The following is a 23,198-nucleotide window of genomic DNA, read 5'->3' on the forward strand; positions in this document are numbered from 1 at the left end:
TTCAAACACGGATGGATTCCATCGCGTGGCCGAAAGTCGGTGCGCAAACGGGGGACGAGTCTCTCACCCAGGACAAACCACAGGGAACAAGGCGATGAGCAAGACGACCCCCAATATTGATTTTAGCGCCTACGAGAAAGAGCGAGCCGCCCATCATGAGGCGCGCTGCCGTGTCGCGGCCACCATGCTTCTCACACCCTACTTCGCATGCCGGATCCGCAAATGCAGGCGTGATGGCAAATGTACCGGGCCGGCCATCCCCTCCGAGCGGCAGATGGGCCATGTGCGTGCCCAACAGGCTCTCGGTCTTTCCGGCCGTGCCTGTGTCAATCTTCCCCTCTGCATCATTCTCGGCGACGATCGACTGTTTGCGGCCTTCCAGGCGGAGATCAAGAGGATCTCCGAAATGCGCGAAGGGCGGCCCTTGAAAGGGGTGCATTTCGACCGCGCCGTCAAGGCGAGGACCTGGACATTAGCCGCGGTTGTTCCCGCCCCTTGACTTCCTCGCCCGATCGTCCGACTTCAATCGTCACTAGACAAGGAGCCAGACCATGAGCGAACCGGCGGGGATACCAAAGGCCAAAGCCCCAGATCAGGCAAAGACTACCGTCGACCAGGGCGAAGTGGATCGCTTTTCCGCGATGGCAGCCGAATGGTGGAGCCCGACGGGAAAATTCAAGCCGCTGCACAAGTTCAACCCGGTCCGCCTTGCCTATATCCGCGATCGCGTCGCCGAAAACTTTGGCCGCGACGCCAGGTCGCCCCGGCCGCTCGAAGGCTTGCGCGTGCTCGATATCGGCTGCGGCGGCGGCCTCCTGTCGGAGCCGATTGCCCGAATGGGAGCCGAGGTCGTCGGCGCCGACCCGTCGGAGAAAAACATCGGCATCGCCTCGACGCACGCCAAAGCGTCAGGCATCACGGTCGACTATCGCGCCGTCACCGCCGAGCAGCTGGCAGAAGCCGGTGAAACCTTCGATATCGTCCTCAACATGGAAGTCGTCGAGCATGTCGCCGATGTCGAATTCTTCCTTGCGACCTGCGCAAAGATGGTGCGCCCCGGCGGGCTGATGTTCGTCGCCACCATCAACCGCACGATGAAGGCGGCGGCACTTGCGATCTTCGCTGCGGAAAACGTCCTGCGCTGGCTGCCGCGCGGCACCCATCAATATGAAAAGCTGGTGCGCCCGGAAGAGATCGAAAAGCCGCTCGTATCAGGCGGCATGGAAATCATCGCCCGCACCGGCGTCTTCTTCAATCCGCTGCACAACCAGTGGCATTTGTCGAAAGACATGGACGTGAACTACATGATGGTGGCCAAGCGGGACGTGTGAAGCAGTCGATAAATCCCCCGCCCGTGGGGTCGTGCTACATTTCAGGCGACGGGATATGATTGAGAATATCCCGTCGGCGTAACGCTGCTGCCAGCGGGCTATTTGAAGGTGAAGGCCAAGTGGGGCTTCGTCACGTAAATATTCATGCCGCGCTGACCGGCCAAGCCCCGTCGGGCGCCGCCCATATCAGTTCACGTCATCCGGCAGCGTTGGAATTGCTGCGATTTCAATGCCTTCGTCGATCAGGGCACGAGCCTCGGTCGGCGTGGCCTGTCCGATAATCCCGCGAGCGTCGGCTTCGCCATAGTGGATCTTGCGAGCCTCTTCCGGAAATTTCGTGCCGACATCCTCGGCGTTGGCCTTGATGGCGGCAACAGCCTCCTTGAACTTGGCGATCGTTTCCTTCTGCGCCGCGTCCATCGCAAGCGTCTGCAGCTCCTGCTTCTTGCGGGCCGTGGAAACAGACGGCGTCATCAGCATCTTGGAGATAGCCGACGAACCGCAGACGGGACAGGTCAGAAAGCCGCTCTCGACCTGGCGGCCGAAATCAGCGCTCTCGGAAAACCATCCTTCGAACTCATGGGCATTGTCACAGCTCAATGCGTAACGGATCACGCGGCAACGCCTCCAGACGCCGGGGCCGCGATCTTTTCCAGCGAGAATTCGCGGGCATTTTTCAGATTGGGTATCTTGTCGTGGGCAGCCTTCACCGCCGAGATGTCGATCTCTGCCACGACGACAGCTTCACCGGTGCCGCCGGCCGATGCCAGCACCTTGCCCCAGGGATCGATGATCATCGAATGGCCAAAGGTCTCGCGCCCATCCTCGTGAACGCCGGCCTGCGCCGCCGCGATGACGAAAAGGCCGTTTTCGATGGCGCGCGCCCGCAGGAGAATCTCCCAGTGCGCCTCGCCGGTCTGCTTCGTGAACGCTGCGGGAACGGTCATCACCTCAGCACCGGCAACCGCCTGGGCGCGGAACAACTGTGGAAAACGCACGTCGTAGCAGATCGAGAAACCCAGCTCGGCAAAGGGCAGCGAGGCGATGCGCGCCTCCGAGCCCGGACGATAGACGGCGCTCTCCCGCCAGCTCTCGCCATTGTCGAGATCGACGTCGAACATGTGGATCTTGTCGTAGCGGTTGACGAGCACGCCGTCCGGTCCGAACAGGAAGCCGCGATTGGCGATCTTGCCGTCATCGAGCGCGATCGCCGTCGATCCGATATGCAGGAAGATGCCGAGCTCCCGGGCAAGGTCCGCCGCGGTCTTGACGATGATGTCGTTGGCCTCGTCCCGGAGAACTGCCCGCAGGCCGGGTCGATCCCTCTGGACCGCACCGGTCATCTCTGGCGTCTGCACATAGACCGCACCCTGGGCCGCAGCCTCGCCGACGAGGCGAACCATATCGGCGGCGTTCCTTTCGGGGTCGACGCCGGAGCACATCTGGATTGCGGCTGCCTTGAAGGTCATGATCGCTCCTCAGTTCGCCAGCATCGGGTCGAGCTTGCCGGCCCGATCGAGCGCATGCAGCTCGTCGCAGCCGCCGACATGTTGTTCATTGATGAATATCTGCGGAAAAGTCGCGCGGCCATGGGCTTTGCCGATCATCTCCTGGCGCATGTCTGGAGAGTAGGTCGCATTGTGTTCGACAAACTCGACGCCCTTCGATTGAAGAAGAGCCTTCGCACGGGCGCAATAACCGCAGAATTCACGCGTATAGATAACGACGGATGCCATAATCAACTCCGAAGAGGAAAGACAGGTTTCCTGTCATATAAGCACGCCGAGCGCCCTTGCAAAGGTCAAAACCGTAACATCGGTGGCTCCTGCCTTCTTGAGTGCACGGGTCGCCGCAGCAACGGTCGCGCCTGTCGTGTAGACGTCGTCGACAAGAACGATACGCCGGCCGAAGACATCGTTATCGCGGCCGCTGGCGATCGCAAAGGCACCGCGTACGTTGTTCTCGCGGGCCTTCGCGCCGAGACCGATCTGCTGGCTCGTCCGCTTGATGCGGACAAGCGTCGAGGCAAGCAACGGTTTGCCCGACAGGTGTCCGAGATGGCGGGCAAGTTCCGCCGCCTGATTGAACTTGCGGGAAAACAGCCGTGTCCGATGAAGCGGCACCGGAATGAGGCCATCGCAACCGGCAATGGCACCGTCGCTCGCCCGCAGCATCCAGCTCGCCATCATCGGCGCAAGGTCGATCCTGTCGCGATATTTGAGACCATGCACGAGATCGCGGATGACGCCGTCGTGGACGGCAGCCGAGCGCAGCCGATCGAAGGGCGGCGGCTCGGCGATCGCCTCCGCACTCAATATCCCGGACCCTAGATCATGGGAAAACGGGCTGCCGAGCACCTCGCAATAGGGCCGCTCGATGAAGCGGACGGACGACCAGCATTTCGGGCAGAGGCTGCGATGCAGGCCCGTCGAAACGCCGCATCCGGCGCAAGTGGGCGGATAGAGCAAATCGGCGAGCAGCGTCCAGGGTCGCATCAGGCCGGCCCGCAATATCGTCCGCAACGCCGACGCCGTGATTTCGGTTTTGATCATCCCCATATGGTTGACATTAGCTCCTTCCTGGCGCCTTTGCGAAAGGAAAAACCGGGGCACGGAGCCGGCCCTGGAGCTTGGGAAATGCAGGAAGACGCGATGGATATCGTATTCGATCAAGGGCTGATTGCAGCCAACCGACGCCGCGCGCTGCTTCAGGGCGATCCGAAAGCAGCCTTTCTCCTCGACATAGCCGCCGCAGAATTGGCAGAGCGTCTTTCCGTCGTCGAGCGCAGGTTCGACGAGGCGGTCGAGTTGCATGGCGCCACCGGCGTCGCCGCGCGCCAAGCGATCGCGACCGGCAAGATCGGCCATATGACCCGCATCGAGAGCGATGCCGCATTTGCCGCACCGGGCGAAACCCTGACGCTGGCCTACCCCGAAAAGCTGCCGCTGGAGCCGGCCTCCGTCAATCTTGTCCTGTCGCCGCTTAATTTGCACCTGACCAACGACACACCAGGCGTTTTCATCCAGGTCGCTCGTGCGCTGAAACCGGATGGGCTTTTTCTCGCGGCCATCCCCGGCAGCGGCACATTGCAGGAACTGCGCGACGTGCTGCTGGCAACGGAAATAGAAATGACCGGCGGTGCCAGCCCGCGCGTCATCCCATTTCCCGACGTCCGCGACGTCGGCGGCTTGCTGCAACGCGCCGGTTTCGCGCTGCCGGTCATCGACGCCGAGAGCTACACGGTCCGCTACGCCTCGCTGTTTCCGCTAATGAAGGATCTGCGCGCGATGGGTATGGCCAATCCGCTCTCCGACCGCAGCCGCAGGCCGCTGACGAGGGCATTCTTCCTGAGAGCAGCGGAAATCTACGCGGAGCGCTATTCCGACCCGGATGGGCGGATCCGAGCGACCTTCTCGGTCATCTATGCCTCGGGCTGGACACCGCACGAGAGCCAGCAGAAGCCGCTGAAGCCTGGCTCCGCCAAGGCACGACTTGCCGACGCCCTGAAGGTCGACGAGCATAGACTGAAGCAATAGTTTGGGACCGCGCGCCGCCTGGTTACGGCGAGGTCATCTTGTTCGCGACGCCCACGAGCATGTTGCTGATATTGTTGCCGATGAGGCCCAGCGCGCCCATCATCGCCACCGAAATCAAGGCAGCGATCAAGCCATATTCGACGGCCGTCGCGCCGGCCGTATCCTTAAAAAAACGCGTCAGCATCCCCATGTCGATCAGGCCCCGATTTCCCCACAAAACCAACGAACCCGATGCCACGGCATCCGATCGACGGCCAATTATTCAGCAGCCGCTATCGCTACCATATCCCTGAACGACGCAAACCGAACCCGGCTCCTGCTGGAGCACGCTACGACGAATCGTGTAGCGCTTGCCGTTCTCGGATGTCGTTGGAATTGAACCTGTCGTGATATTGTCGAAATCCGGCGCGCTGGCCAGGACGCTCGACTTGGACTTGTCGGACAGCATGGGCGTCAGGATAAGCGAAAGCGCGACCGCTGCCGTTCCAAACAGCAGGGCAATATTCAGCGCACCCGTCCTACGCGATTTGAAGGAAGACTGCTCCTTTTCACGAACAGCTTTCCAGAAATCGTCATCCATCATGTCAAGCCTCTTTACACACACACCAACCGCTTGATTGAGTACGATCTTTGCCAGAAGGTCTTAAACGATCCATTAACATCCACAGGCAAATCGCCCGGGATGGATCTGGCACAGTATAATTACTGAAGATAACAGGGCGATATCGGTTCAGAGCAAGTCTTGAAGAAAGGGAATGAGCGGCTCATCGGCCGGCGGCATCGGATAGTCGCGGAGGGCTTGCGGCCGGACCCATTTTATCGCCTGCCCCTCCCGTCCCGCCGGGATGCCTTCATACCGCCTGCAGACATAGAGAGGCATCAGCAGATGGAATGTCTCGTAGGTGTGGCTGGCGAAAGTGAGCGGCGCGAGGCAGGCGATCCGCGTGGTGATGCCGAGTTCTTCGTCGAGCTCGCGCACCAGCGTTTCTTCAGGCGTTTCCCCTGGCTCGACCTTGCCGCCGGGAAACTCCCAAAGCCCCGCGAGCGATTTCCCCTCGGGGCGCTGAGCGAGCAAAATGCGGCCATCGACGTCGATCAGCGCGCAAGCGGCAACAAGCAGTATACCGCGTGCAGCGCTGGTCATGCGCCATTCTCCGGCCGCCAGTACCGATAGCGATAGGCCTCGTGGAAGCCAAAGCGGGCATAGAGCGCCAGGGCCGGCGCGTTCGTGGCGGTAACCTGCAGCCACGCAGTCTTGGCGCTGCGCGTCCGTGCCCATCGAAGCGCAGCGGCGAGGATCTCGACGGCGAACCCCTTGCGGCGGAATTCGCGCGCAACCGAAAGCGACATGATGCCGGCTAGGTCGTTGTCCTGAACGCAAAGCGTCGTCGCCACCGGTCCGGCCTCCGCGTCCTCGATGACGAAAAGCCCGGACGGCGGCTTGATGCCGCTGACGACCTCGGCAAGCGCCGGCTTCAGCGCCGGGTCGGCCAGATCGACCAGCAGATTGGCATCGACATAGCGGCCGACGTCATGGCTCGGCAGGTGATCGAGCGTATCGGGCAGATCGAGATGGGCGATGTCGCAGACCATGACGATCGTTTCCTCGAAGCATTGCCAGTTCTCCCGGCGCAGGAGGTCCATCAGGAGAGGCGGCGCCAGCGGAGTTTCACGAACGACCAGTGGTCGGCCATAGGCTTCGAACTTGCGCTGGGCTTTTTCAAGCCTGATCTCGACATCCCGGTGGTCGGCGGGATCGAGCGGAACGATCGAGTTCAGTCGTTTCGAAGGATGGCCTGCAGTCAGCCTTACCTGCCAGCTCCCGTCGTACTGAACGGATGAGGCCGGCCACGCCCGAAAGCCGACGGCTTCGAGCCTGCGCACCAGCGGCAGGTAATTCATTGGGGATTGAGCAGGTATCAAAGGCAATCAGCTCCGGTAGTCGCCATTGATGGCAACATATTCCTTCGTGAGGTCGCAGGTCCAGACCGTCGCCCGGCCGTTGCCGAGACCAAGGTCGACTTTCACGGGAATGTCCTGCCGCTTCATCACGTTGGAAGCGGCTTCCTCGGAATAGGAAGCATCCCGCTCGCCGTTGACGGCAACGCGCACATCGCCGAACCAGATCGCCAGCCGGTCCCGATCGGCCATTTCGCCAGCCTTTCCGACAGCCATGACGATGCGGCCCCAGTTTGCGTCTTCACCGGCGGCAGCGGTCTTGACCAGCGGCGAGTTGGCGATCGACAGTGCGATGGTCTTCGCAGCGGCATCGCTCTCGGCGCCGGTGACGGTGATTTCCAGCATCTTCGTCGCGCCCTCGCCGTCTCGAACCACCTGGATGGCAAGATCCTTCAGAACGTCGTTCAGCGCCGCGCGAAAACCGGAAAGCCTGGCATCGCCGGCATGCTCCACGCGAACCTGTCCATCAGCCGCCGCGGCACCCGTGGCAAACAACATCAGGGTGTCGGACGTGGAGGTGTCGCTGTCGACGGTCATCGAATTGAAAGTTGGGCCAACGCCCTCCGAAAGCAGCGATTGCAGCACTGCAGGCGCGATGTCGGCATCGGTGACGACGAAGGAGAGCATGGTCGCCATGTCCGGCGCTATCATGCCGGCCCCCTTGGCGATGCCGTTGATGGTCACCGTGACGCCGCCGATATCGGTGCTGCGTGTGGCCACCTTCGGATAGGTATCGGTCGTCATGATCGCCTTGGCGGCTTCGAACCAGAAATCGCCGGTCGCTTCGGTATGCATCGAACCAAGCACACCAGAGAATTTCGTTGCATCCAGCGGCTCGCCGATCACGCCTGTCGAAGCCAGATAGACCTCGTTCTCGCTGCAGCCGACTGCCACAGCAGTCGATTTCGCCGTCAGCTCGGTTGCCTGCCGGCCCTTCAGACCGGTGAATGCGTTGGCATTGCCCGAATTGACGACCACGGCGCGTGCCGACCCGTGCGGCAGGTTGGCGCGGCAGAAATCGACGGGCGCCGACGGGCATTTCGAACGGGTAAAGACACCGGCAACCGAGGCCGGCTTGTCGAACACCATCAAGAGCACATCCGTCCGGTTCTTGTATTTGATCCCGGCGGAAGCGGTCGCCATGCGCACGCCGCGCAACGCCGGCATGGTGGCAAAGGTCTTGGGTGCGAGCGGAGATACGGAACCGGACATGGCGCTACCTGATAGTGAAGGGCCCGGAAAAACCGGGCCCTGATGGATTTGTCTTACTGTTGCGGCTGCGGCTGAAGTTGGCCGGCATCCGCAGGCGCGGCACCCGGCTGCTGCTGCTTGTTGGCGTCTTCATAGCCCTTCGCAAGCGCCGGGTCCGAGATCTCGACCTTCGAAGCTGCCTTCGCCTTGGCCAGCAGCTCAAGATACTTGTCGCGCATGACCAGCTGCTTGACCTGGTCCTGGACCTGATCGAGCGGAGGAGGAGGAGCGTCGCGCTTGTCCTCGACCTTGATGACATGATAGCCGAAGTCGGTCTTCACAGGCGTCTTCGAATAGGAGCCGACCGGCATCGCGAACGCGGCATCCTCGAATTCCTTGACCATGCGGCCACGGGCGAAATAGCCGAGATCGCCGCCGTCCGACTTGTTCGGATCGGTGGACTTTTCCTTGGCGAGAGCTGCAAAATCCTTGCCGGCGTCGAGTTCCTTGATGACTTCCTTGGCTTCGTCCTCGGTCTTTACCAGGATATGACGAGCGTGGATTTCTTCCTGCTTAGGAAGAGCGGCAACTTCCTTGTCATAGCGCGCCTTCACCTCTTCCGGCGTGACCACGTCAACGACATGCTTCTTGAAATAAGCATTGTGAAGTTCGCGATCCTGAAGATATGCCATGCGGGTCTTGAAATCAGGCGTTTCGTTGAGCTTCTCGGCAAGAGCGTCCTTGGCAAGGAGCTTGACGTCGATGGCGGCAGACAGGGCTGCGACCTTCTTCTGGTCGTCAGGCAGCTGAGCAAGTTGCGGATCGAGGTTCGAAACAGCCAGGTCGAGTTCCGACTGGTGAATCTCAAGATCGCCTACCTTGGCGACAACTGCATCCTTGCTATCGGCAGCAAAAGCCGGAGCCTGGAATACGACAAAGGTTGCGAAGGCAACCGCGGCAAGTTTGTGGTAGCTCGACATAAATAAACCCTTTGGTGTTCTCACCAGCTTCAGCACACGTGAAACCGGCCGGAAAAAAGCCTTCACCATCAGAATGTGGCCTTTGTGTATCGGCCAATCCCGTTGACATCAATCGACCCCCCTCTTATCTGTCACGCAACCTCGCGTCCAGAACAGTTTCCGGACGTTTCAAAGCAATCAGCTGATTTTTTCGGGACGGCTATTGCGGAAACGTCAGGATGTAAATTCAGAAAGGACCAGTCATATGGTCAGCTTTGGTGGAATAGCCCGAAAGTTGTTTGGCTCGGCCAACGAGCGACGGGTTCGGGCATTTCAGCCCAACGTCGATGCGATCAATCCGTTGGAAGAAGCCATGCGCGCTTTGTCCGACGAGCAGTTGGCTGCAAAGACGGTGGAGTTTCGCCAGCAGCTTGCGGACGGAAAGACGCTCGACGATCTTCTGATTCCAGCCTTCGCAGTTGCGCGCGAGGCCTCGCGGCGCGTTCTTGGCATGCGACCTTTTGACGTACAGCTGGTCGGCGGCATGATCCTGCATTCGAACGCCATCGCCGAGATGAAGACGGGCGAAGGCAAGACCCTCGTCGCGACCCTGCCGGTCTATCTGAACGCGCTCGCCGGCAAGGGCGTCCACGTTGTCACCGTCAACGACTATCTCGCCCAGCGCGACTCGGCGACGATGGCGCGCATCTATGGCTTCCTCGGCTTGACCACAGGCGTTATCGTCCACGGAATGTCCGACGAAGAACGCCAGGCGGCTTACGCCTGCGACATCACCTACGCCACCAACAACGAACTCGGCTTCGACTATCTCCGCGACAACATGAAGTACGAGCGCGCGCAGATGGTGCAGCGCGGACATTACTTTGCGATCGTCGACGAAGTGGACTCCATCCTGGTCGACGAAGCACGGACGCCGCTGATCATTTCCGGCCCGCTCGACGACCGCTCCGAGCTCTACAACACCATCGACGCCTTCATTCCGCTTCTGACGGCCGAAGATTATGAGATCGACGAGAAGCAGCGCTCGGCCAACTTCTCCGAGGCAGGCACCGAGAAGCTCGAAACGATCCTTCGCGAGGCGGGTCTTCTGAAAGGCAATGCGCTCTACGACATCGAGAACGTCGCGATTGTCCACCACATCAACAACGCGTTGAAGGCCCACAAGCTCTTCCAGCGTGACAAGGACTACATCGTCCGCAACGACGAAGTCGTGATCATCGACGAATTCACGGGCCGCATGATGCCGGGCCGCCGTTATTCGGACGGACAGCATCAGGCTCTTGAAGCCAAGGAGAGGGTGAAGATCCAGCCCGAGAACCAGACGCTGGCGCAGATCACCTTCCAGAACTATTTCCGTATGTACGACAAGCTTGCCGGCATGACCGGTACGGCGTCGACGGAAGCGGAAGAGTTCGGCAACATTTACGGCCTCGACGTCATCGAGGTGCCTACCAACCTGCCGATCAAGCGTATCGACGAGGACGACGAGGTCTATCGGAGCTTCGAGGAGAAGTTCAAGGCGATCGTCGCCGACATTCTCGACGCGCATAAGCGCGGTCAGCCGGTTCTCGTCGGCACCACGTCGATCGAGAAGTCCGAACTTCTTGCCGAGCGCATGCGCAAGGAAGGCTTCACCAACTTCCAGATCCTCAACGCGCGATATCACGAACAGGAAGCCTACATCGTTGCCCAGGCCGGCGTACCCGGCGGCGTGACCATCGCCACCAACATGGCTGGCCGCGGTACCGACATCCAGCTCGGCGGCAATCTTGAAATGCGCGTCGAACGGGAGCTTGGCGAGGTCGAGCCCGGTCCGGAACGTGATGCCGCAATCCAGGCAATCGCAGAGGAAATCAAGGTTCTGAAACAGAAGGCGATCGACGCCGGCGGTCTCTACGTTATCGCCACCGAGCGCCACGAAAGCCGTCGCATCGACAATCAGCTCCGCGGTCGTTCCGGCCGCCAGGGTGACCCGGGCCGCTCGAAATTCTACCTGTCGCTCCAGGATGACCTGATGCGCATCTTCGGCTCCGACCGCATGGACGGGATGCTGCAGAAGCTGGGCCTGAAGGAAGGCGAGGCGATCGTCCATCCCTGGATCAACAAGGCGCTCGAGCGCGCTCAGAAGAAGGTCGAGGCCCGCAACTTCGACATCCGCAAGAATCTTCTGAAATACGACGACGTCCTGAACGATCAGCGCAAGGTGATCTTCGAGCAGCGCGTCGAACTCATGGAAGCGACGAATATTTCCGAGACCATCGGGGATATGCGTCACGATGTCATCGACGATCTCGTGAACAAGTATATTCCCGAGCGGGCCTATGCCGAGCAGTGGGATTCCGCCAACCTCAAGGCAGACGTCGCCAACTTCCTCGATCTCGATCTTCCCATTCAAGACTGGGTCAAGGAAGAGGGCATTGGCGAGGACGACATCCGCGCCCGCTTGACCGAAGCCGCCGACAAGGCAGCCGCGGAAAAGGCCGAGCGCTTCGGCCCCGAGATCATGCACTACGTCGAGCGTTCGGTGATCCTCCAGACGCTGGACGGTCTCTGGCGCGAGCATATCGTAAACCTCGACCACCTGCGTTCCGTCATCGGCTTCCGCGGCTATGCCCAGCGCGATCCGCTGCAGGAATACAAGGCTGAGGCTTTCGAGCTTTTCCAGGCGTTGCTCAACAATCTCCGGCAGGCGGTCACGGCTCAGCTGTCGCGCGTCGAACTCGTCCAGCAACCTCAGCAACCCGAGCCGCCACCCATGCATGGGCACCACCTGGATGCTTCGACCGGCGAAGACGATTTTGCGCGGATCACGTCGGTAAGCGATACCGCCGTCGCTCCGGAAAACCGGGATCCGGACAGGCCGGAAACCTGGGGCCGCGTCGGGCGCAACGAGGCGTGCCCCTGCGGCTCAGGCAAGAAATACAAGCACTGCCACGGCGCTTTCGAGCCGGAAATCGTCTAGGCGCCACCACAGGGTGCTTCCAGTCTGAAAATGCCGCCGCAGGGCGGCATTTTTACGTTTCGGCTCTGTTTTCTGGCAAGCGCATGTCAGTTTAAATTATCCATCGATGTTTTAATCCACCCTTATAGAACCCCGTTCGGGCAACCGTTTCTTAACCCTGATCTGCCAAGACTGGGCCTCTGGTCAGGACTGCCTTCAGAGTATTGCGCGTTGATAACAGCGGTCATCGAAACAGCAGGAAGAATGCTGCCCTCTGGGCTGCGCGCATCGCTGTTGCCGTTCATCGCCAAACTGTCGACGTTGCTTTCCGCCAGCAACGAACAAGCGGCCTCGCAGAGGATGGCGCTGATCGCCTTCGTCATCCGCATCGGCAGCGCCGCCCTAGCCTTCGTCTCGCAAGTGGTTCTCGCCCGAATGATGGGCGGATTCGAATACGGCATCTTCGTTTTCGTCTGGGTACTGATGGTCCTGCTGGGCAATTTGTCCTGCCTCGGCTTCCACACGGCGATCATCCGCTTCCTGCCGGAATACCGCGCGGCCGGCGCCAACGACCTCGTTCGCGGCCTGACGAGCACGGCGCGACGTTTCGCGCTTGCCTCGGCCGGAAGCCTCGCGATCGTCGGCATCGCAGCGCTTTATCTCCTTCGCGGCATGATCGAGAACTATTACGTGATACCGGTCTTCCTTGGCCTCTTTCTGATGCCCATGATAGCGCTTGGCGACGTGCTCGATGGAACGGCACGCGCCAACCACTGGCCGGTCATGGCCTTGAGCCCCACTTTCCTCATCCGCCCGACGCTGATCCTCGCATTCATGCTGGCTGCCGTTCTCGGCGGCGCGCCCCATGCCGCGATCACGGCAATCGCGGCGGCGCTTGCTGCCACATTCGTCACGACGCTGGTGCAGTATCTCGCCGTCACCACGCGGCTCCGCGTTCGCTATGCGACCGGCCCGCGAACCATCACCTTTTCACCCTGGATGGCGGTTGCCTTTCCGATCTTCCTGATCGAAGGCGTCGGATACCTCCTGACCAATTCCGACGTTATCGTTGTCGGCATTTTCTTGCCGCCTGAAAAGGTTGCGGTCTATTTCGCCGCCGCCAAGACCATGGCGCTCGTCCACTTCGTCTATTTCTCGGTAAAGGCTGCCGCCGGCCCGCGTTTCTCGGCAATCATTGCCGAAGGCGATCGGGTAAAGCTTGCCGCCTTCGCTGCCGAAACCACCCGCTGGACATTCTGGCCCGCATTGGGCGTCGGCCTTGCCGTGCTTGCAGCTGGTCAATTTCTGCTCTCTCTTTTCGGCGCGGCGTTCGCAGCCGGACACGTGGTGATGGCAATCCTTCTGGCAGGCATTCTCGCCAAGGCCTTGGTCGGCCCCGGCGAAATGCTGCTGATGATGGCTGGCCACCAGAAGCTCTGCGCCTCCCTTTATGCCGTAACGCTTGCGGCAAGCATCGGTCTCAACCTGGCTCTCATCCCACACTTCGGTATCGAGGGCGCGGCGATCGCCACGGCATCCGCCATGGGCGTGGAAGCGCTGCTGTTGCACATCGCCGTCCGACGCGCGCTTGGGATTGTGCTATTCGCCTTTGCCCGACCATCGCTCACCACCACGAATGCCGAGGCTCAGAGATAATGGCGCGCCGCCCCTTCAGCGAAAGCACCAACAGCAAGGCAAACCCGATGATGCACGAGCTTGCCTCGTTGCATTTCGACGCGCCGCACGCCGAGACGCGTGTTGAAGTCGGCCGGCCGGGCCGCGAGTTGTGCCTCTATCCGTCGAAGCTCGGTTACGAGTTGCAGGATGAGCTCGATTTTCTCTCGAACCGCGCCATGGAGCCGAACGTCTTCTTTTCCGGCGGCGTTCTGGCACCGGCGATGCCGCGGCTGGACGACCGCCGGGTGCAGCTTGCCTTGATCCGCGACAACAGGGAAAAGCGCAGCCGTATGCGGCTGCTGATGCCCTTTTCGATCGAGAGGCCGGGCTTTGCCGTCGGCCCCTCGATCATCCGCGTCTGGTCGAACACCTTCGGTCCGCTCGGCACGCCGCTCGTCGACGCCGAAGAGGCAGCCGAGACGCTCGACAACCTGCTGGAGGCCTTGGCGAAGCCAGATGCTCGCTTGCCGACGACGCTGGTGCTGCCGGATGTTAGACTGAACGGCCGCTTCGTGCAGATGATCAAGGTCGTCGCCATCGGTCGGAACCTGCCCGTCACGGTCGCCAATCCATACCAGCGTCCGATGCTGCAGAGCGCCGAGGATGCGCTTGTCTATCTCCAGAACGCGATTGCGCCATCGCATCTGAGAGAAATGCGGCGCCAGCGTCGGCTGCTGGAGCAACAGGGCGAAGTTACCTACAATGTCGCCCGCCAGCCGGCGGATATCCACCGGCGGATGGAGGAGTTCCTGTCGCTGGAATCGCGCGGCTGGAAAGGCAAGAAACGTACGGCTCTATTGCTCGACCGGCACCACGCGGCCTTCGCACGCGAGGCGATCTCCAATCTGGCTGCTATCGACGCGGTCCGCATCCATAGCCTCGACCTCGATGGCAAGGCGATCGCATCGATGATCGTTCTGATGATGGGCGGCGAGGCCTATACCTGGAAGACCGCCTTCAACGAAGACTATGCCCGTTTTTCGCCCGGCAAGCTGCTGTTGGGCGAATTGACCGAGTGGCATCTGGACGACGCCAACATCGTGCGCTCCGATAGCTGCGCGATACCGGACCACCCGATCATGAGCCGCTTCTGGCGCGAACGCGAGGACATGGGGACATTGGTGATCGGACTGACGCAAAATAGCGACCGCGACGTCCGTCAGGCGGCCGCTCAGTTGCACATGTATCGAAGCACGCGAAATGTCGCGAGGCGGCTCCGCGAAAAGATCCTGTCGCTTACGGGAAGATAGTTCCGGCCGCCTCTGCGGCGGCGTGATCCCGGAGCAGGCGGCGGATCACTTTTCCAGAGGTCGTCAGGGGCAGAGCCGCGACGAATTCGATCTCACGCGGATATTCGTGCATGGAGAGCCGCGTCTTGACCCAGTCGCGGATTTCGCCGGCAAGCGCCTCGCTCGGTTGCTGGTCCGGCACGAGGACCACGTAGGCTTTGACGATCTCCGTACGCACCGGATCGGGCTTGCCCACCGCCGCAGCAAGCTGCACCGCCGGATGTCCGGTCAGGCAGTCCTCGATTTCGCTTGGCCCGATGCGATAGCCGGAAGACGTAATGACATCGTCGTCGCGGCCGACAAAGGTGATGTAGCCTTCAGCGTCTTGCCAGCCGAGGTCACCCGTCAGCAGCCAGTCGCCGGCAAACTTCTGATCGGTCGCCGGCGCGTCTCTCCAATAACCGAGGAACATTACGGGGTCCGGGCGGTGAATGGCGATCTGCCCGGTCTCGCCGGCAGGCAGTTCGGTGCCCGTTCCGTCCACGATTGCGACACGATGGCCGGGGACGGCCTTTCCGGTCGCGTCACCGCGACTGACGCCGAAGGCGGCGCTGGAGGAGATGACGAAATTGCACTCCGTCTGGCCGTAGAATTCGTTGACGGTCACGCCGAGCGTCGACCGCGCCCATTCGAACGTCTCCCGCCCAAGCGCCTCACCGGCCGAACCGATTGTGCGAAGCTGCAGGTCATAGGATGCCAGCGGATTGTCGACCGATTTCAGCAGCCGCAACGCCGTCGGCGGAATGAAGGCGTTGCGCACCTTCATCTCGGTCATGATGCGAAACGCCATATGCGCGTCAAACTTCTGCGCCGGCGATGACACGACGGGTACGCCGAGGAAGAGGCTCGGCAGCAGCGCATTGAGCAATCCGCCAGCCCAGGCCCAGTCGGACGGCGTCCAGACCTTGTCCCCGGATTGCGGAAAGCCCTCATGGGCGAACTGCATGCCGGGAATATGGCCAAGCAACACGCGATGACCATGAAGCGCTCCCTTGGGCGGCCCTGTTGTTCCCGAGGTAAAGATCATCAGAGCCGGATCGTCGGGCCCCGTATTGACAATAGGAAACTCGGAAGAGTGGCCGGCGACAAGCGTCGTAAAATCCTCAACGCCAGCCTCGGCCCCATCGATGCTGATGACCTGCACGAGATCGGGCAGCTTCGCGCGGATCGGCTTTATGCGCAGAAGGCCGAACGCGTTGGTGACGACGGCAACGGCGCCCGCCACCTTCAACCGGTATTCCAGGGCCTCGCCCCCGAAAAGCAGCGCCAGCGGCAGGGCGATTGCGCCCATCTTGTAGATCGCCGCATGCGCAATCACGGTCTCGAACGATTGCGGCAGCAGCAGCGCCACCCGATCTCCCGGTTTGATGCCAAGCGCTGTGAGGGCATTGGCAAATGCAGCGGAGCGTGCCGCCAACTCGCCATAGGTCATGCTGGCGTGATTGCCGGCCGGATTGAAGTGCTCGAGACAGACCCGGTCCGGCTCACGGATGGCCCAGGCGTCGCTTACCGCATGCCCGATGTTGAACGTCTGCGGCATCTGCCAAGAGAAATCACGATAGAGGGCGTTATAATTCTCGCCGAAGGGAAGTTTCATACCTAAAGTCCGCCAAATGCTGCACTGCAGCTAATACCCCTACGCGCAATAAGGCAAAGCGTTTTGCAAATCTGTCACATTCGCCATGCAAGTTATTAGCATCCCTTCAAAGCCTATCACGAATTATTGAGCTAATCGCCGAGGCGGAACTCGGCTAACCTGATGTAGATGATGGACGGACTCTGCCTTCTTCAAATTGGCGGCGCTTCTGCATCGGATCGACAACAGGACGGAGAACGTCGATGGAATACGTGAAATTTGGCTCGACCGGCCTTGAGGTGTCGCGCATCTGCCTCGGCTGCATGACCTATGGAGCGGCCGATCGCGGCAACCATGCCTGGACGCTGGACGAGGAAGCGAGCCGCCCGCTGCTCAGGCAGGCAATCGAGCTGGGGATCAACTTCCTCGACACGGCAAACACCTATTCCGACGGATCATCCGAGGAAATCGTCGGCCGCGCCATCAGGGACTTCGCTCGCCGCGACGATATCGTGCTTGCGACAAAGGTCTTCAACCGCATGCGTCCCGGCCCAAACGGCGCCGGCCTGTCGCGCAAGGCGATCTTCGACGAGATCGACAACAGCCTGCGACGGCTCGGCACCGATTATGTCGATCTCTACCAGATCCACCGCTTCGACCACACGACCCCGATCGAGGAAACGCTTGAGGCGCTGCATGACGTCGTCAAGGCGGGCAAGGCCCGCTATATCGGGGCATCCTCGATGTATGCCTGGCAGTTTGCCAAGGCGGTCTATATTTCCCGCCTCAACGGATGGACACAGTTCGTCAGCATGCAGGACCACCTGAACCTGCTCTATCGCGAGGAAGAGCGCGAGATGCTTCCCTTCTGCGAGGACCAGAAGATAGCTGTCATTCCCTGGAGCCCGCTCGCGCGCGGCCGCCTGACCCGCGACTGGAACGAAAGCACCTCCCGGCAAGAGACGGACCAGTTCGGCAAGACGCTCTACACCCAGGCGATCGATTCCGACCGCAAGATCATCGACGCCGTCGGTGCGCTGGCGGCCGCCCGCGGCATTCCTCGGGCCCAGATCGCCACCGCATGGATCGCCCAGAAGAGCGCCGTGACCGCACCGATCATCGGCGCTTCGAAGCCACATCATCTGACCGATGCGGTAGCCGCCCTTTCTGTCAAGCTGACACCTGAAGAAATCGCTACCCTGGAAGCTCCATACGTCCCGCGCGAAGTCGCCGGTTTCAAATGAAATCGATCAGCTAGAGGCCTCAAATCGGCGTCGCGCGGCGGTCTTCAAGGTCGCGCGGGCAACGCCGCCCTGACACGCATGGAAAGCATTCGAGGATTTGCCGATGATGACCGTCCCGTTTGAGGCCCGCCGGTTCCAATCGACCGCGGCGTTCTATCTCCGCTACCGGGTCCCCTATCCGGCGGACCTCGTCGCCCGAGTGGCGGAGCGCAGCGGCATGCGGCCCGGCGATCGTGTGCTCGACCTTGGCTGTGGACCGGGTCAGCTCGGCATAGCCTTCGCCAGGCTCGGCGCCGATGTGACGGCAATGGATCCCGAGCCGGAAATGCTGGCCGCCGCTGAAGACGGCGCTCGGCAAGCCGGCGTCGACCTGAAACTCCGCCAGGGGTCGTCCTATGATATCGGCCCGGAGATCGGCAGGCTGCATCTGGTTGCGATGGGCCGCTCGTTTCACTGGATGGACCGTCCGGCAACCCTGGCCGCCCTTGACAGCATCATCGAACCGGGCGGCGCCGTCGTGCTCTTCGGCGACCGCCACGTGTCGACAAAACCGGACTGGCGAAGCATCGTCGAGAAGCTCGGAGAGGTTTTCTCACCAGAGCGCAGCGCCGATCGCGTCAAGCGCAAGAGTAAGGAATGGGAGCCGCACGAAAGCGTTCTGCTGCGTTCGCCCTTCTGCAAACTCGAGCGGATCGGCATCGTCTTCGAACATGTTCTGGATATCGAGGATATCGTCGGCCGCGCCTTTTCGATGTCCGTTACATCGCAGCAAGCGCTCGGCGACAAGGCAGGCGAGTTCGAAGCGGCGCTACGCGAGGAATTGAAGCGCGCATCAGCCGATGGCCGCTTCACCGAGATCGTCGAGGCGAGCGGCCTCCTTGCTTTTCGCGAATAGCCGCTATTTCCGGCGACTGGCAATTTCGTCCGGCTTCGAGGAAAGCTCCGTCTGAGTGGCAGCCAGCAACTCGTCCGCCAGGGCAGGATTATCCATCGCCCGCGCCAGAATGACCGCTCCCATCATCGCCGAGAGGCTGGCAAGCGCCTTGCGCCGGCGCTCCTCCTGCGTTTCGCCCGATGTCACCTGTTCCAGGATCGCCGCCAGATCCATCAGCCCGCCCGTGAAGGTCGACTGCATGTCCGGGCCGTGGCGACTGACTTCCTGCGTCAGGGATGCAAAGACGCAGTTGCTGCTTTCAAGATTGCGACGCGACAGATAGTGCTCGAGCAATGCATCGAGCGGTTCCGGAGCCTCGTCGATAATCCCCTGCCAGCGTTCCTTGGTCTTGGAAACCAGCGCCTTGCTCGCCTCGCAGGCCAGATCGTCCTTACTGTCGAAATGGCCGTAGAAACCGCCATGGGTTAGGCCAGCCGCCTTCATGATCTCCGCGACGCCGATGCCGTCGAAACCCTTCTCCCGAAAAAGCTGGCCCGCGACCTGCAATATCCTTTCGCGATTCTCGGCGAATTTCTCGCGGCTCACTCTCATCGGCATTTCTCCAAATTGATGCTTGACAATTTATATGACAGCCATCATCAATAAGCAACAAATATGATGGTCATCATCTAAATTCGCTGATTGCACCTGACCGGGCGGGAGAATGCCATGCGCTACAAATTGCTGGGCCAGCAAAGCCGTCTCCGCGTGAGCGAACGGGTGAACGCGGGCGGCGCCGCGCCGATCATCGGCCCGAACAGCAGCGCAAGTGCTGTTCCGCTCAGCTTCCCGCATGATATGCTCGCAGAATCTACTCTCCAAAATCGTCTTGCCGGCGGCAAACTCGATCTTTTCGACCACCCGTCCCAACCCGCCCGCTGAATTGAACCTCCCACTGGAACACGCCCCATGGTTTCCACAGTCCTTGCCTCGTCCCTTGCCCGGCGCAACATCCATTACGGATGGGTCGTCGGCGGCGCCACCTTCCTCACCATGCTGGTCACGGCCGGTGCAATGGGCGCGCCCGGCGTTCTCATCAAGCCGCTCGAGGACGAATTCGGCTGGAGCACCTCCGCGATTTCGTCGGCGCTAGCTATCCGCCTGGTACTGTTTGGGCTGATGGGCCCGTTTGCCGCCGCCTTCATGAACCGCTTCGGCCTGCGCCCGGTCATCGTCTTCGCCTTGATCACCATCGGCGTCGGCTTCATCGGCTCACTATTCATGACGCAGCTTTGGCAATTGCTGGTGCTCTGGGGGGTCGTTGTCGGCTTCGGCACGGGCTTGACCGCGATGGTGCTCGCCGCCACCGTCTCGACGCGCTGGTTCAACAAGCAGCGCGGCCTCGTGGTTGGCATGCTCTCGGCAAGCTCGGCCACCGGCCAGCTCGTCTTCCTGCCGCTGATGGCGGAAATGACCCAGCGCTACGGCTGGCGCGCCACCGTCGTCTTCGTCTGCGGACTGCTCGTCCTGGCAGCACTTTTCGTGCTCACCTTGATGCGTGACCGGCCGGCAGACCTCAATTTGCCGATCTATGGTGAAACGCACATCACCCCGGCGCCGCAGGCGGGCGTCGGATTGATGACGCTTCTGACCTCGCCTCTCATCATTCTCAAGGAAGTATCGAAGACCTCGACCTTCTGGATCCTGTTTGCCACTTTCTTCATCTGCGGGCTCAGCACCAATGGGCTGATCCAGACCCACTTCGTCACCCTATGTGGCGACTACGGCATCGTGCCCGTTGCCGCGGCCAGCGTTCTTGCCGTCATGGGCATCTTCGACTTCTTCGGCACGATCGGCTCCGGCTGGCTCTCCGACCGCTTCGACAATCGCTGGCTGCTGTTCTGGTATTACGGGCTTCGTGGCGTATCGCTGCTGTTCCTGCCGTTCAGCCACTTCACCTTCTACGGCCTGTCGATCTTCGCCGTGTTCTACGGCCTCGACTGGATCGCCACCGTACCGCCGACCGTGAAGATCGCTGCCGACCGTTTCGGTCCTGAAAAGGCTGGCCTCGTCTTCGGCTGGATCTTTGCCGGCCATCAGCTGGGAGCAGCAACCGCTGCATTCGGCGCCGGCCTGTCGCGCACCGAGCTGCAGAGCTACCTGCCGGCCTTCTTCGTCGCCGGCGCCTTCTGCATACTCGCCGCCATTCTGGCAATCACGCTCAGCAAATCCGGCCTGACCAACAAAGGTCCGGCCATCGCCCACTAGCCCCAAAGCGCCCGCGGCCGACAAGGCCCCGGGCGCAACCTCAACTATCCGAAAACACACGTAATAAGTCACAAGCCCGCCTTGCGCGCGCGCCCGATCGCATGCTAGAGACCCCGCTCGTCGGTATCCGTTGCCCCATTGGCGGAATTGGTAGACGCGCTCGACTCAAAATCGAGTTTCGAAAGAAGTGCTGGTTCGACTCCGGCATGGGGCACCACTGATCACCAGAAATCTCCCAATTCATTGATACCATTGAGCGGCGCAGGCGGGGACATGCAGCGAGGGATTGGGCTGCCGCCAAGGCCCTCACCGTGCTACATTGGCACCCGCAGCGGCCAAGGATTTCGTCGATTTGCAGACCAACCGGCGCCAAGGCCATGCCGATGAACGCCGTTGTTCGGACCTGGGACCCGGTAGACCAAATGAACAACACCTCGAATTCCGAAAAAGTGACATCGGCCGGGCACAAACTCAGCGCCGGCGGGCATCTCGATGTTCATTACCTGGCGCTAAAGGACGAGTATGATGCCACGCTTCGTGCCACCGGCATCCGATCCGGCTGGTCGGTGCTTGACGCGGGTGCAGGGAATGGGGTTTTCCTGCCTCTAATGGCAGAATTGCTGGGTGCCGGGGGCCACATTGAGGCTCTGGACCTGGCCCAGGAAAATGTCGAGGCAATTGAAGGCTTGATTGCAAGCCAGCAGTTTGCCGCTCCGGTAAGCGTGCGAACCGGTGATATCCTCGCGCTGCCCTATGAGACGGGCATGTTCGATGCGGTTTGGAGCGCGAACGTCATCCAATATCTGAATGACGAAGAGCTCACCCGGGCAATCAAGGAGTTCCGCCGGGTCGTAAAGCCGGGTGGACTTGTTGCCGTGAAGGAGGTCGATATTTCGGTTTGGCAGTATCAGCCGCTGGATCCCAAACTTACGTGGCGTCTGCTCGATGCGCTATCCGATGACGTACAGATGTCCGGCGCCATGAGGGGAACGCGCGTGTCGGCCTGGTTTCGAGCGGCGGGCCTTGAGAAGGTGTCGGCCATCACGACGCTGGCAGAGCGCCGTCAGCCGCTCAGGCCAGTGGAGCGCGAGTACATCCGCAACAATCTCGAATTCTTATCCGGGCTCGCCCGAAGGTGTGACTTGCCAGAAGCGGATCATCGCCAATGGAAAGCGATCGGCGAAGACCCGGAGCGTCTGATTTCCGACCCCGACTTCTGCTATCGCGAAATGTGGGTACTCAGCCTGGGTATCGTGCCGAAGCGCTAGTCCGATTTTCGCTGCTGACCATTGTTGCGCAAGCGCAAGCAAGCCGCCGCGTAAACGCACTAGATCCGGACAATGGCAAGTGACGTCCCATAGGAGCGGGCAACTTTAGAATTATTTATTATTATTTTTACTTAATAACTATCTAATGAAGTAATTACTGTTACGTAATGCAGTAGAAATCCGCAACGAAAATGAGGGTGCTCGCATCCTCAAGAAAAGCGCTACTCGCCGATTTAACCATTTGTTAAGGTTTTGCTTGCCCGTCGCGTGCAAGAGCTTATTATCTCCTACGAAGGGAGAGAGATCATGTTGAACAAAGATTGGATGATGCCGCTCGGTCTGGCTGCGCTGGCGCTTTCAGGATTGCTTTTCCAAGTGGCCAGCTATGCGTTGCACACGCCGGTAACCCTTTTGCACCCCTGAGTGCAGGAGGATGAAAAGAACCTGGCTTTAGTCGATCGTCAGGTGGCAATTCGCGTGAACTGGGCGCGAACATTGGCGATGTAATACTCGCCGGGCGACGTTGCCCTCGCCATCTTCATCACCACATTGCGCGGCACGCCGGCAAAAAGGCGGCGCTCACCGTTTCTGAACTCAAGGCTCAGATGTTGCTGCGCCTTGTCATATTGCATGGCGACGATGATACGCGATTTGATGGCAATGGTTTCCATGGCTGCCCCCAGCTTCGATACAAGGCCATGCGTAAACGGATTCTCCTGACATCCCGTCAACGGGAGTGGTTAAGCTTCTATCTCAGAAGGAAGGCCAATATGTGTCAGAACGGAAATCCTCGGGAATACGGTCCAGCCGCGAGATCGCTTCGGCGACGAAATCGATCTGCATTCTTAGATATTTAAGGCCTGATGGCATGGGCGCGCCGGTCACGAATTCCCGCACCCGCCAGTCCTCATAACCGCTTGCCCTGATCCGCCGCTCCGCCTCGGCCTTGACATCGTTGACGCCTGGTCCTGCCGAGTGGACCTCGAACACGATATCCGCGGCGGCGTTGCCTTTGCCGCCTTCGATCACAAAAAACTTCATTTCCTTGCCCTGAAGATTCGCCC

24 protein-coding genes, 1 tRNA gene and 1 pseudogene are annotated in these 23,198 nt (G+C 60.7%); 12 read left to right on the forward strand and 14 right to left on the reverse strand.

The genetic code is table 11. The features are described 5' to 3' along the window. Positions 1–94: 94 nt before the first annotated feature. Together CPY51_RS24485 and ubiG are read left to right on the forward strand one after the other, a co-directional pair. Entirely contained in the window at positions 95–499 is a 405-nt protein-coding gene (locus tag CPY51_RS24485) for a hypothetical protein (RefSeq protein WP_111162827.1), read from the forward strand. Positions 500–551: 52 nt separating this feature from the next. Further along, a complete protein-coding gene (ubiG, locus tag CPY51_RS24490) occupies positions 552–1,331 on the forward strand; it encodes a bifunctional 2-polyprenyl-6-hydroxyphenol methylase/3-demethylubiquinol 3-O-methyltransferase UbiG (protein WP_111162828.1) in 780 nt (259 codons plus the stop codon). 186 nt (positions 1,332–1,517) lie between these two features. Here the strand turns inward: ubiG and CPY51_RS24495 are convergent, their stop codons facing one another. From CPY51_RS24495 to CPY51_RS24510, 4 genes are read right to left on the reverse strand one after another with little or no spacing between them, the layout of a single operon-like run. After that, the gene (locus tag CPY51_RS24495; protein WP_111162829.1) at positions 1,518–1,946 is read right to left on the reverse strand and encodes a DUF1178 family protein; all 429 of its coding nucleotides are present in this window, start codon (positions 1,944–1,946) and stop codon (positions 1,518–1,520) included. Beyond that, positions 1,943–2,800 carry a carbon-nitrogen hydrolase family protein gene (locus CPY51_RS24500; RefSeq protein WP_111162830.1) on the reverse strand — a complete coding sequence of 286 codons (858 nt, stop codon included), beginning with the start codon at positions 2,798–2,800 and terminating at the stop codon, positions 1,943–1,945. Before CPY51_RS24500 ends, CPY51_RS24495 begins: the two co-directional genes overlap by 4 nt. Before the next feature lie 9 nt (positions 2,801–2,809). Next, positions 2,810–3,067 carry a glutaredoxin 3 gene (grxC, locus tag CPY51_RS24505; RefSeq protein WP_111162831.1) on the reverse strand — a complete coding sequence of 86 codons (258 nt, stop codon included), beginning with the start codon at positions 3,065–3,067 and terminating at the stop codon, positions 2,810–2,812. Positions 3,068–3,100: 33 nt separating this feature from the next. Continuing rightward, a complete protein-coding gene (locus CPY51_RS24510) occupies positions 3,101–3,889 on the reverse strand; it encodes a ComF family protein (RefSeq protein WP_111162832.1) in 789 nt (262 codons plus the stop codon). 93 nt (positions 3,890–3,982) lie between these two features. Here CPY51_RS24510 and CPY51_RS24515 point away from each other — a divergent pair, with 93 nt between their 5' ends. Next, positions 3,983–4,867: a methyltransferase domain-containing protein gene (locus CPY51_RS24515; protein WP_111163213.1), complete on the forward strand. Its 885-nt coding sequence runs from the start codon at positions 3,983–3,985 to the stop codon at positions 4,865–4,867. 22 nt (positions 4,868–4,889) lie between these two features. Here CPY51_RS24515 and CPY51_RS24520 read toward each other — a convergent pair whose 3' ends face one another. From CPY51_RS24520 to CPY51_RS24545, 6 genes and pseudogenes are all read right to left on the reverse strand, one after another. Then, a complete protein-coding gene (locus CPY51_RS24520) occupies positions 4,890–5,051 on the reverse strand; it encodes a Flp family type IVb pilin (RefSeq protein WP_420820734.1) in 162 nt (53 codons plus the stop codon). A gap of 78 nt (positions 5,052–5,129) precedes the next feature. Then, positions 5,130–5,447: a hypothetical protein gene (locus CPY51_RS24525; RefSeq protein ID WP_111163214.1), complete on the reverse strand. Its 318-nt coding sequence runs from the start codon at positions 5,445–5,447 to the stop codon at positions 5,130–5,132. 150 nt (positions 5,448–5,597) lie between these two features. Continuing rightward, positions 5,598–6,011, reverse strand: coding sequence for an 8-oxo-dGTP diphosphatase MutT (gene mutT / locus CPY51_RS24530; protein ID WP_111162834.1), 414 nt, complete (start codon positions 6,009–6,011; stop codon positions 5,598–5,600). Then, positions 6,008–6,816 (reverse strand): annotated as a pseudogene (locus tag CPY51_RS24535) (GNAT family N-acetyltransferase). Before CPY51_RS24535 ends, mutT begins: the two are co-directional and overlap by 4 nt. Further along, entirely contained in the window at positions 6,797–8,038 is a 1,242-nt protein-coding gene (argJ, locus tag CPY51_RS24540; protein WP_111162836.1) for a bifunctional glutamate N-acetyltransferase/amino-acid acetyltransferase ArgJ, read from the reverse strand. The pseudogene CPY51_RS24535 and the gene argJ overlap by 20 nt, the downstream one beginning before the upstream one ends. A gap of 53 nt (positions 8,039–8,091) precedes the next feature. Then, positions 8,092–8,997, reverse strand: a complete 906-nt coding sequence (locus CPY51_RS24545) for a peptidylprolyl isomerase (protein WP_111162837.1) — start codon at positions 8,995–8,997, stop codon at positions 8,092–8,094. 244 nt (positions 8,998–9,241) lie between these two features. On the opposite strand from CPY51_RS24545, the gene secA reads away from it, so the two are divergent. The 3 genes from secA (at position 9,242) to CPY51_RS24560 (ending at position 14,865) form a co-directional block, all read left to right on the forward strand. Next, positions 9,242–11,959, forward strand: coding sequence for a preprotein translocase subunit SecA (gene secA / locus CPY51_RS24550; RefSeq protein WP_111162838.1), 2,718 nt, complete (start codon positions 9,242–9,244; stop codon positions 11,957–11,959). 243 nt (positions 11,960–12,202) lie between these two features. Next, positions 12,203–13,594, forward strand: coding sequence for a lipopolysaccharide biosynthesis protein (locus CPY51_RS24555; protein WP_111162839.1), 1,392 nt, complete (start codon positions 12,203–12,205; stop codon positions 13,592–13,594). Beyond that, positions 13,594–14,865, forward strand: coding sequence for a GNAT family N-acetyltransferase (locus CPY51_RS24560; protein ID WP_111162840.1), 1,272 nt, complete (start codon positions 13,594–13,596; stop codon positions 14,863–14,865). Before CPY51_RS24555 ends, CPY51_RS24560 begins: the two co-directional genes overlap by 1 nt. Here the strand turns inward: CPY51_RS24560 and CPY51_RS24565 are convergent. Further along, positions 14,852–16,501, reverse strand: coding sequence for an AMP-binding protein (locus CPY51_RS24565; RefSeq protein ID WP_111162841.1), 1,650 nt, complete (start codon positions 16,499–16,501; stop codon positions 14,852–14,854). The genes CPY51_RS24560 and CPY51_RS24565 overlap by 14 nt on opposite strands. Before the next feature lie 242 nt (positions 16,502–16,743). On the opposite strand from CPY51_RS24565, the gene CPY51_RS24570 reads away from it, so the two are divergent. Next, positions 16,744–17,724 carry an aldo/keto reductase gene (locus CPY51_RS24570; RefSeq protein WP_111162842.1) on the forward strand — a complete coding sequence of 327 codons (981 nt, stop codon included), beginning with the start codon at positions 16,744–16,746 and terminating at the stop codon, positions 17,722–17,724. A 103-nt stretch (positions 17,725–17,827) separates the two neighbouring features. Then, a complete protein-coding gene (locus tag CPY51_RS24575) occupies positions 17,828–18,619 on the forward strand; it encodes a class I SAM-dependent methyltransferase (protein WP_111162843.1) in 792 nt (263 codons plus the stop codon). Positions 18,620–18,622: 3 nt separating this feature from the next. On the opposite strand, the gene CPY51_RS24580 is transcribed toward CPY51_RS24575, so the two are convergent. Further along, the gene (locus CPY51_RS24580; RefSeq protein WP_111162844.1) at positions 18,623–19,210 is read right to left on the reverse strand and encodes a TetR/AcrR family transcriptional regulator; all 588 of its coding nucleotides are present in this window, start codon (positions 19,208–19,210) and stop codon (positions 18,623–18,625) included. Between the two features lie 117 nt (positions 19,211–19,327). On the opposite strand from CPY51_RS24580, the gene CPY51_RS24585 reads away from it, so the two are divergent. The 4 genes from CPY51_RS24585 to CPY51_RS24600 all read left to right on the forward strand — a co-directional run bounded on the left by CPY51_RS24585 (position 19,328) and on the right by CPY51_RS24600 (position 22,134). After that, positions 19,328–19,540, forward strand: a complete 213-nt coding sequence (locus tag CPY51_RS24585) for a hypothetical protein (protein ID WP_111162845.1) — start codon at positions 19,328–19,330, stop codon at positions 19,538–19,540. A gap of 27 nt (positions 19,541–19,567) precedes the next feature. After that, the gene (locus tag CPY51_RS24590; protein WP_111162846.1) at positions 19,568–20,866 is read left to right on the forward strand and encodes an MFS transporter; all 1,299 of its coding nucleotides are present in this window, start codon (positions 19,568–19,570) and stop codon (positions 20,864–20,866) included. 132 nt (positions 20,867–20,998) lie between these two features. Next, positions 20,999–21,083, forward strand: a tRNA-Leu gene (locus CPY51_RS24595). A gap of 160 nt (positions 21,084–21,243) precedes the next feature. Beyond that, the gene (locus tag CPY51_RS24600; RefSeq protein ID WP_244598777.1) at positions 21,244–22,134 is read left to right on the forward strand and encodes a class I SAM-dependent methyltransferase; all 891 of its coding nucleotides are present in this window, start codon (positions 21,244–21,246) and stop codon (positions 22,132–22,134) included. Between the two features lie 461 nt (positions 22,135–22,595). Here the strand turns inward: CPY51_RS24600 and CPY51_RS24605 are convergent, their stop codons facing one another. Continuing rightward, a complete protein-coding gene (locus CPY51_RS24605) occupies positions 22,596–22,805 on the reverse strand; it encodes a KTSC domain-containing protein (RefSeq protein WP_111162847.1) in 210 nt (69 codons plus the stop codon). A gap of 82 nt (positions 22,806–22,887) precedes the next feature. Continuing rightward, on the reverse strand, positions 22,888–23,175 hold the full coding sequence (locus tag CPY51_RS24610; RefSeq protein ID WP_111162848.1) for a hypothetical protein: 288 nt from the start codon (positions 23,173–23,175) through the stop codon (positions 22,888–22,890). Positions 23,176–23,198 lie beyond the last annotated feature (23 nt).

This window comes from Arminella tubonensis, from assembly GCF_003240585.1.
In the GTDB taxonomy this organism is placed as follows: Bacteria; Pseudomonadota; Alphaproteobacteria; order Rhizobiales; family Rhizobiaceae; genus Rhizobium; species Rhizobium tubonense.

Excerpts from the sequence above, each read along its gene's own strand:
- CPY51_RS24485 (WP_111162827.1), top strand. The coding sequence starts at position 95 with ATGAGCAAGACGACCCCCAATATTGATTTTAGCGCCTACGAGAAAGAG.
- ubiG (WP_111162828.1), top strand. The coding sequence starts at position 552 with ATGAGCGAACCGGCGGGGATACCAAAGGCCAAAGCCCCAGATCAGGCA.
- CPY51_RS24500 (WP_111162830.1), bottom strand. The coding sequence starts at position 2,800 with ATGACCTTCAAGGCAGCCGCAATCCAGATGTGCTCCGGCGTCGACCCC.
- grxC (WP_111162831.1), bottom strand. The coding sequence starts at position 3,067 with ATGGCATCCGTCGTTATCTATACGCGTGAATTCTGCGGTTATTGCGCC.
- CPY51_RS24510 (WP_111162832.1), bottom strand. The coding sequence starts at position 3,889 with ATGGGGATGATCAAAACCGAAATCACGGCGTCGGCGTTGCGGACGATA.
- CPY51_RS24515 (WP_111163213.1), top strand. The coding sequence starts at position 3,983 with ATGGATATCGTATTCGATCAAGGGCTGATTGCAGCCAACCGACGCCGC.
- CPY51_RS24520 (WP_420820734.1), bottom strand. The coding sequence starts at position 5,051 with ATGCTGACGCGTTTTTTTAAGGATACGGCCGGCGCGACGGCCGTCGAA.
- CPY51_RS24525 (WP_111163214.1), bottom strand. The coding sequence starts at position 5,447 with ATGGATGACGATTTCTGGAAAGCTGTTCGTGAAAAGGAGCAGTCTTCC.
- mutT (WP_111162834.1), bottom strand. The coding sequence starts at position 6,011 with ATGACCAGCGCTGCACGCGGTATACTGCTTGTTGCCGCTTGCGCGCTG.
- argJ (WP_111162836.1), bottom strand. The coding sequence starts at position 8,038 with ATGTCCGGTTCCGTATCTCCGCTCGCACCCAAGACCTTTGCCACCATG.
- CPY51_RS24545 (WP_111162837.1), bottom strand. The coding sequence starts at position 8,997 with ATGTCGAGCTACCACAAACTTGCCGCGGTTGCCTTCGCAACCTTTGTC.
- secA (WP_111162838.1), top strand. The coding sequence starts at position 9,242 with ATGGTCAGCTTTGGTGGAATAGCCCGAAAGTTGTTTGGCTCGGCCAAC.
- CPY51_RS24555 (WP_111162839.1), top strand. The coding sequence starts at position 12,203 with ATGCTGCCCTCTGGGCTGCGCGCATCGCTGTTGCCGTTCATCGCCAAA.
- CPY51_RS24560 (WP_111162840.1), top strand. The coding sequence starts at position 13,594 with ATGGCGCGCCGCCCCTTCAGCGAAAGCACCAACAGCAAGGCAAACCCG.
- CPY51_RS24565 (WP_111162841.1), bottom strand. The coding sequence starts at position 16,501 with ATGAAACTTCCCTTCGGCGAGAATTATAACGCCCTCTATCGTGATTTC.
- CPY51_RS24570 (WP_111162842.1), top strand. The coding sequence starts at position 16,744 with ATGGAATACGTGAAATTTGGCTCGACCGGCCTTGAGGTGTCGCGCATC.
- CPY51_RS24575 (WP_111162843.1), top strand. The coding sequence starts at position 17,828 with ATGATGACCGTCCCGTTTGAGGCCCGCCGGTTCCAATCGACCGCGGCG.
- CPY51_RS24580 (WP_111162844.1), bottom strand. The coding sequence starts at position 19,210 with ATGAGAGTGAGCCGCGAGAAATTCGCCGAGAATCGCGAAAGGATATTG.
- CPY51_RS24585 (WP_111162845.1), top strand. The coding sequence starts at position 19,328 with ATGCGCTACAAATTGCTGGGCCAGCAAAGCCGTCTCCGCGTGAGCGAA.
- CPY51_RS24590 (WP_111162846.1), top strand. The coding sequence starts at position 19,568 with ATGGTTTCCACAGTCCTTGCCTCGTCCCTTGCCCGGCGCAACATCCAT.
- CPY51_RS24600 (WP_244598777.1), top strand. The coding sequence starts at position 21,244 with ATGCCGATGAACGCCGTTGTTCGGACCTGGGACCCGGTAGACCAAATG.
- CPY51_RS24605 (WP_111162847.1), bottom strand. The coding sequence starts at position 22,805 with ATGGAAACCATTGCCATCAAATCGCGTATCATCGTCGCCATGCAATAT.
- CPY51_RS24610 (WP_111162848.1), bottom strand. The coding sequence starts at position 23,175 with ATGAAGTTTTTTGTGATCGAAGGCGGCAAAGGCAACGCCGCCGCGGAT.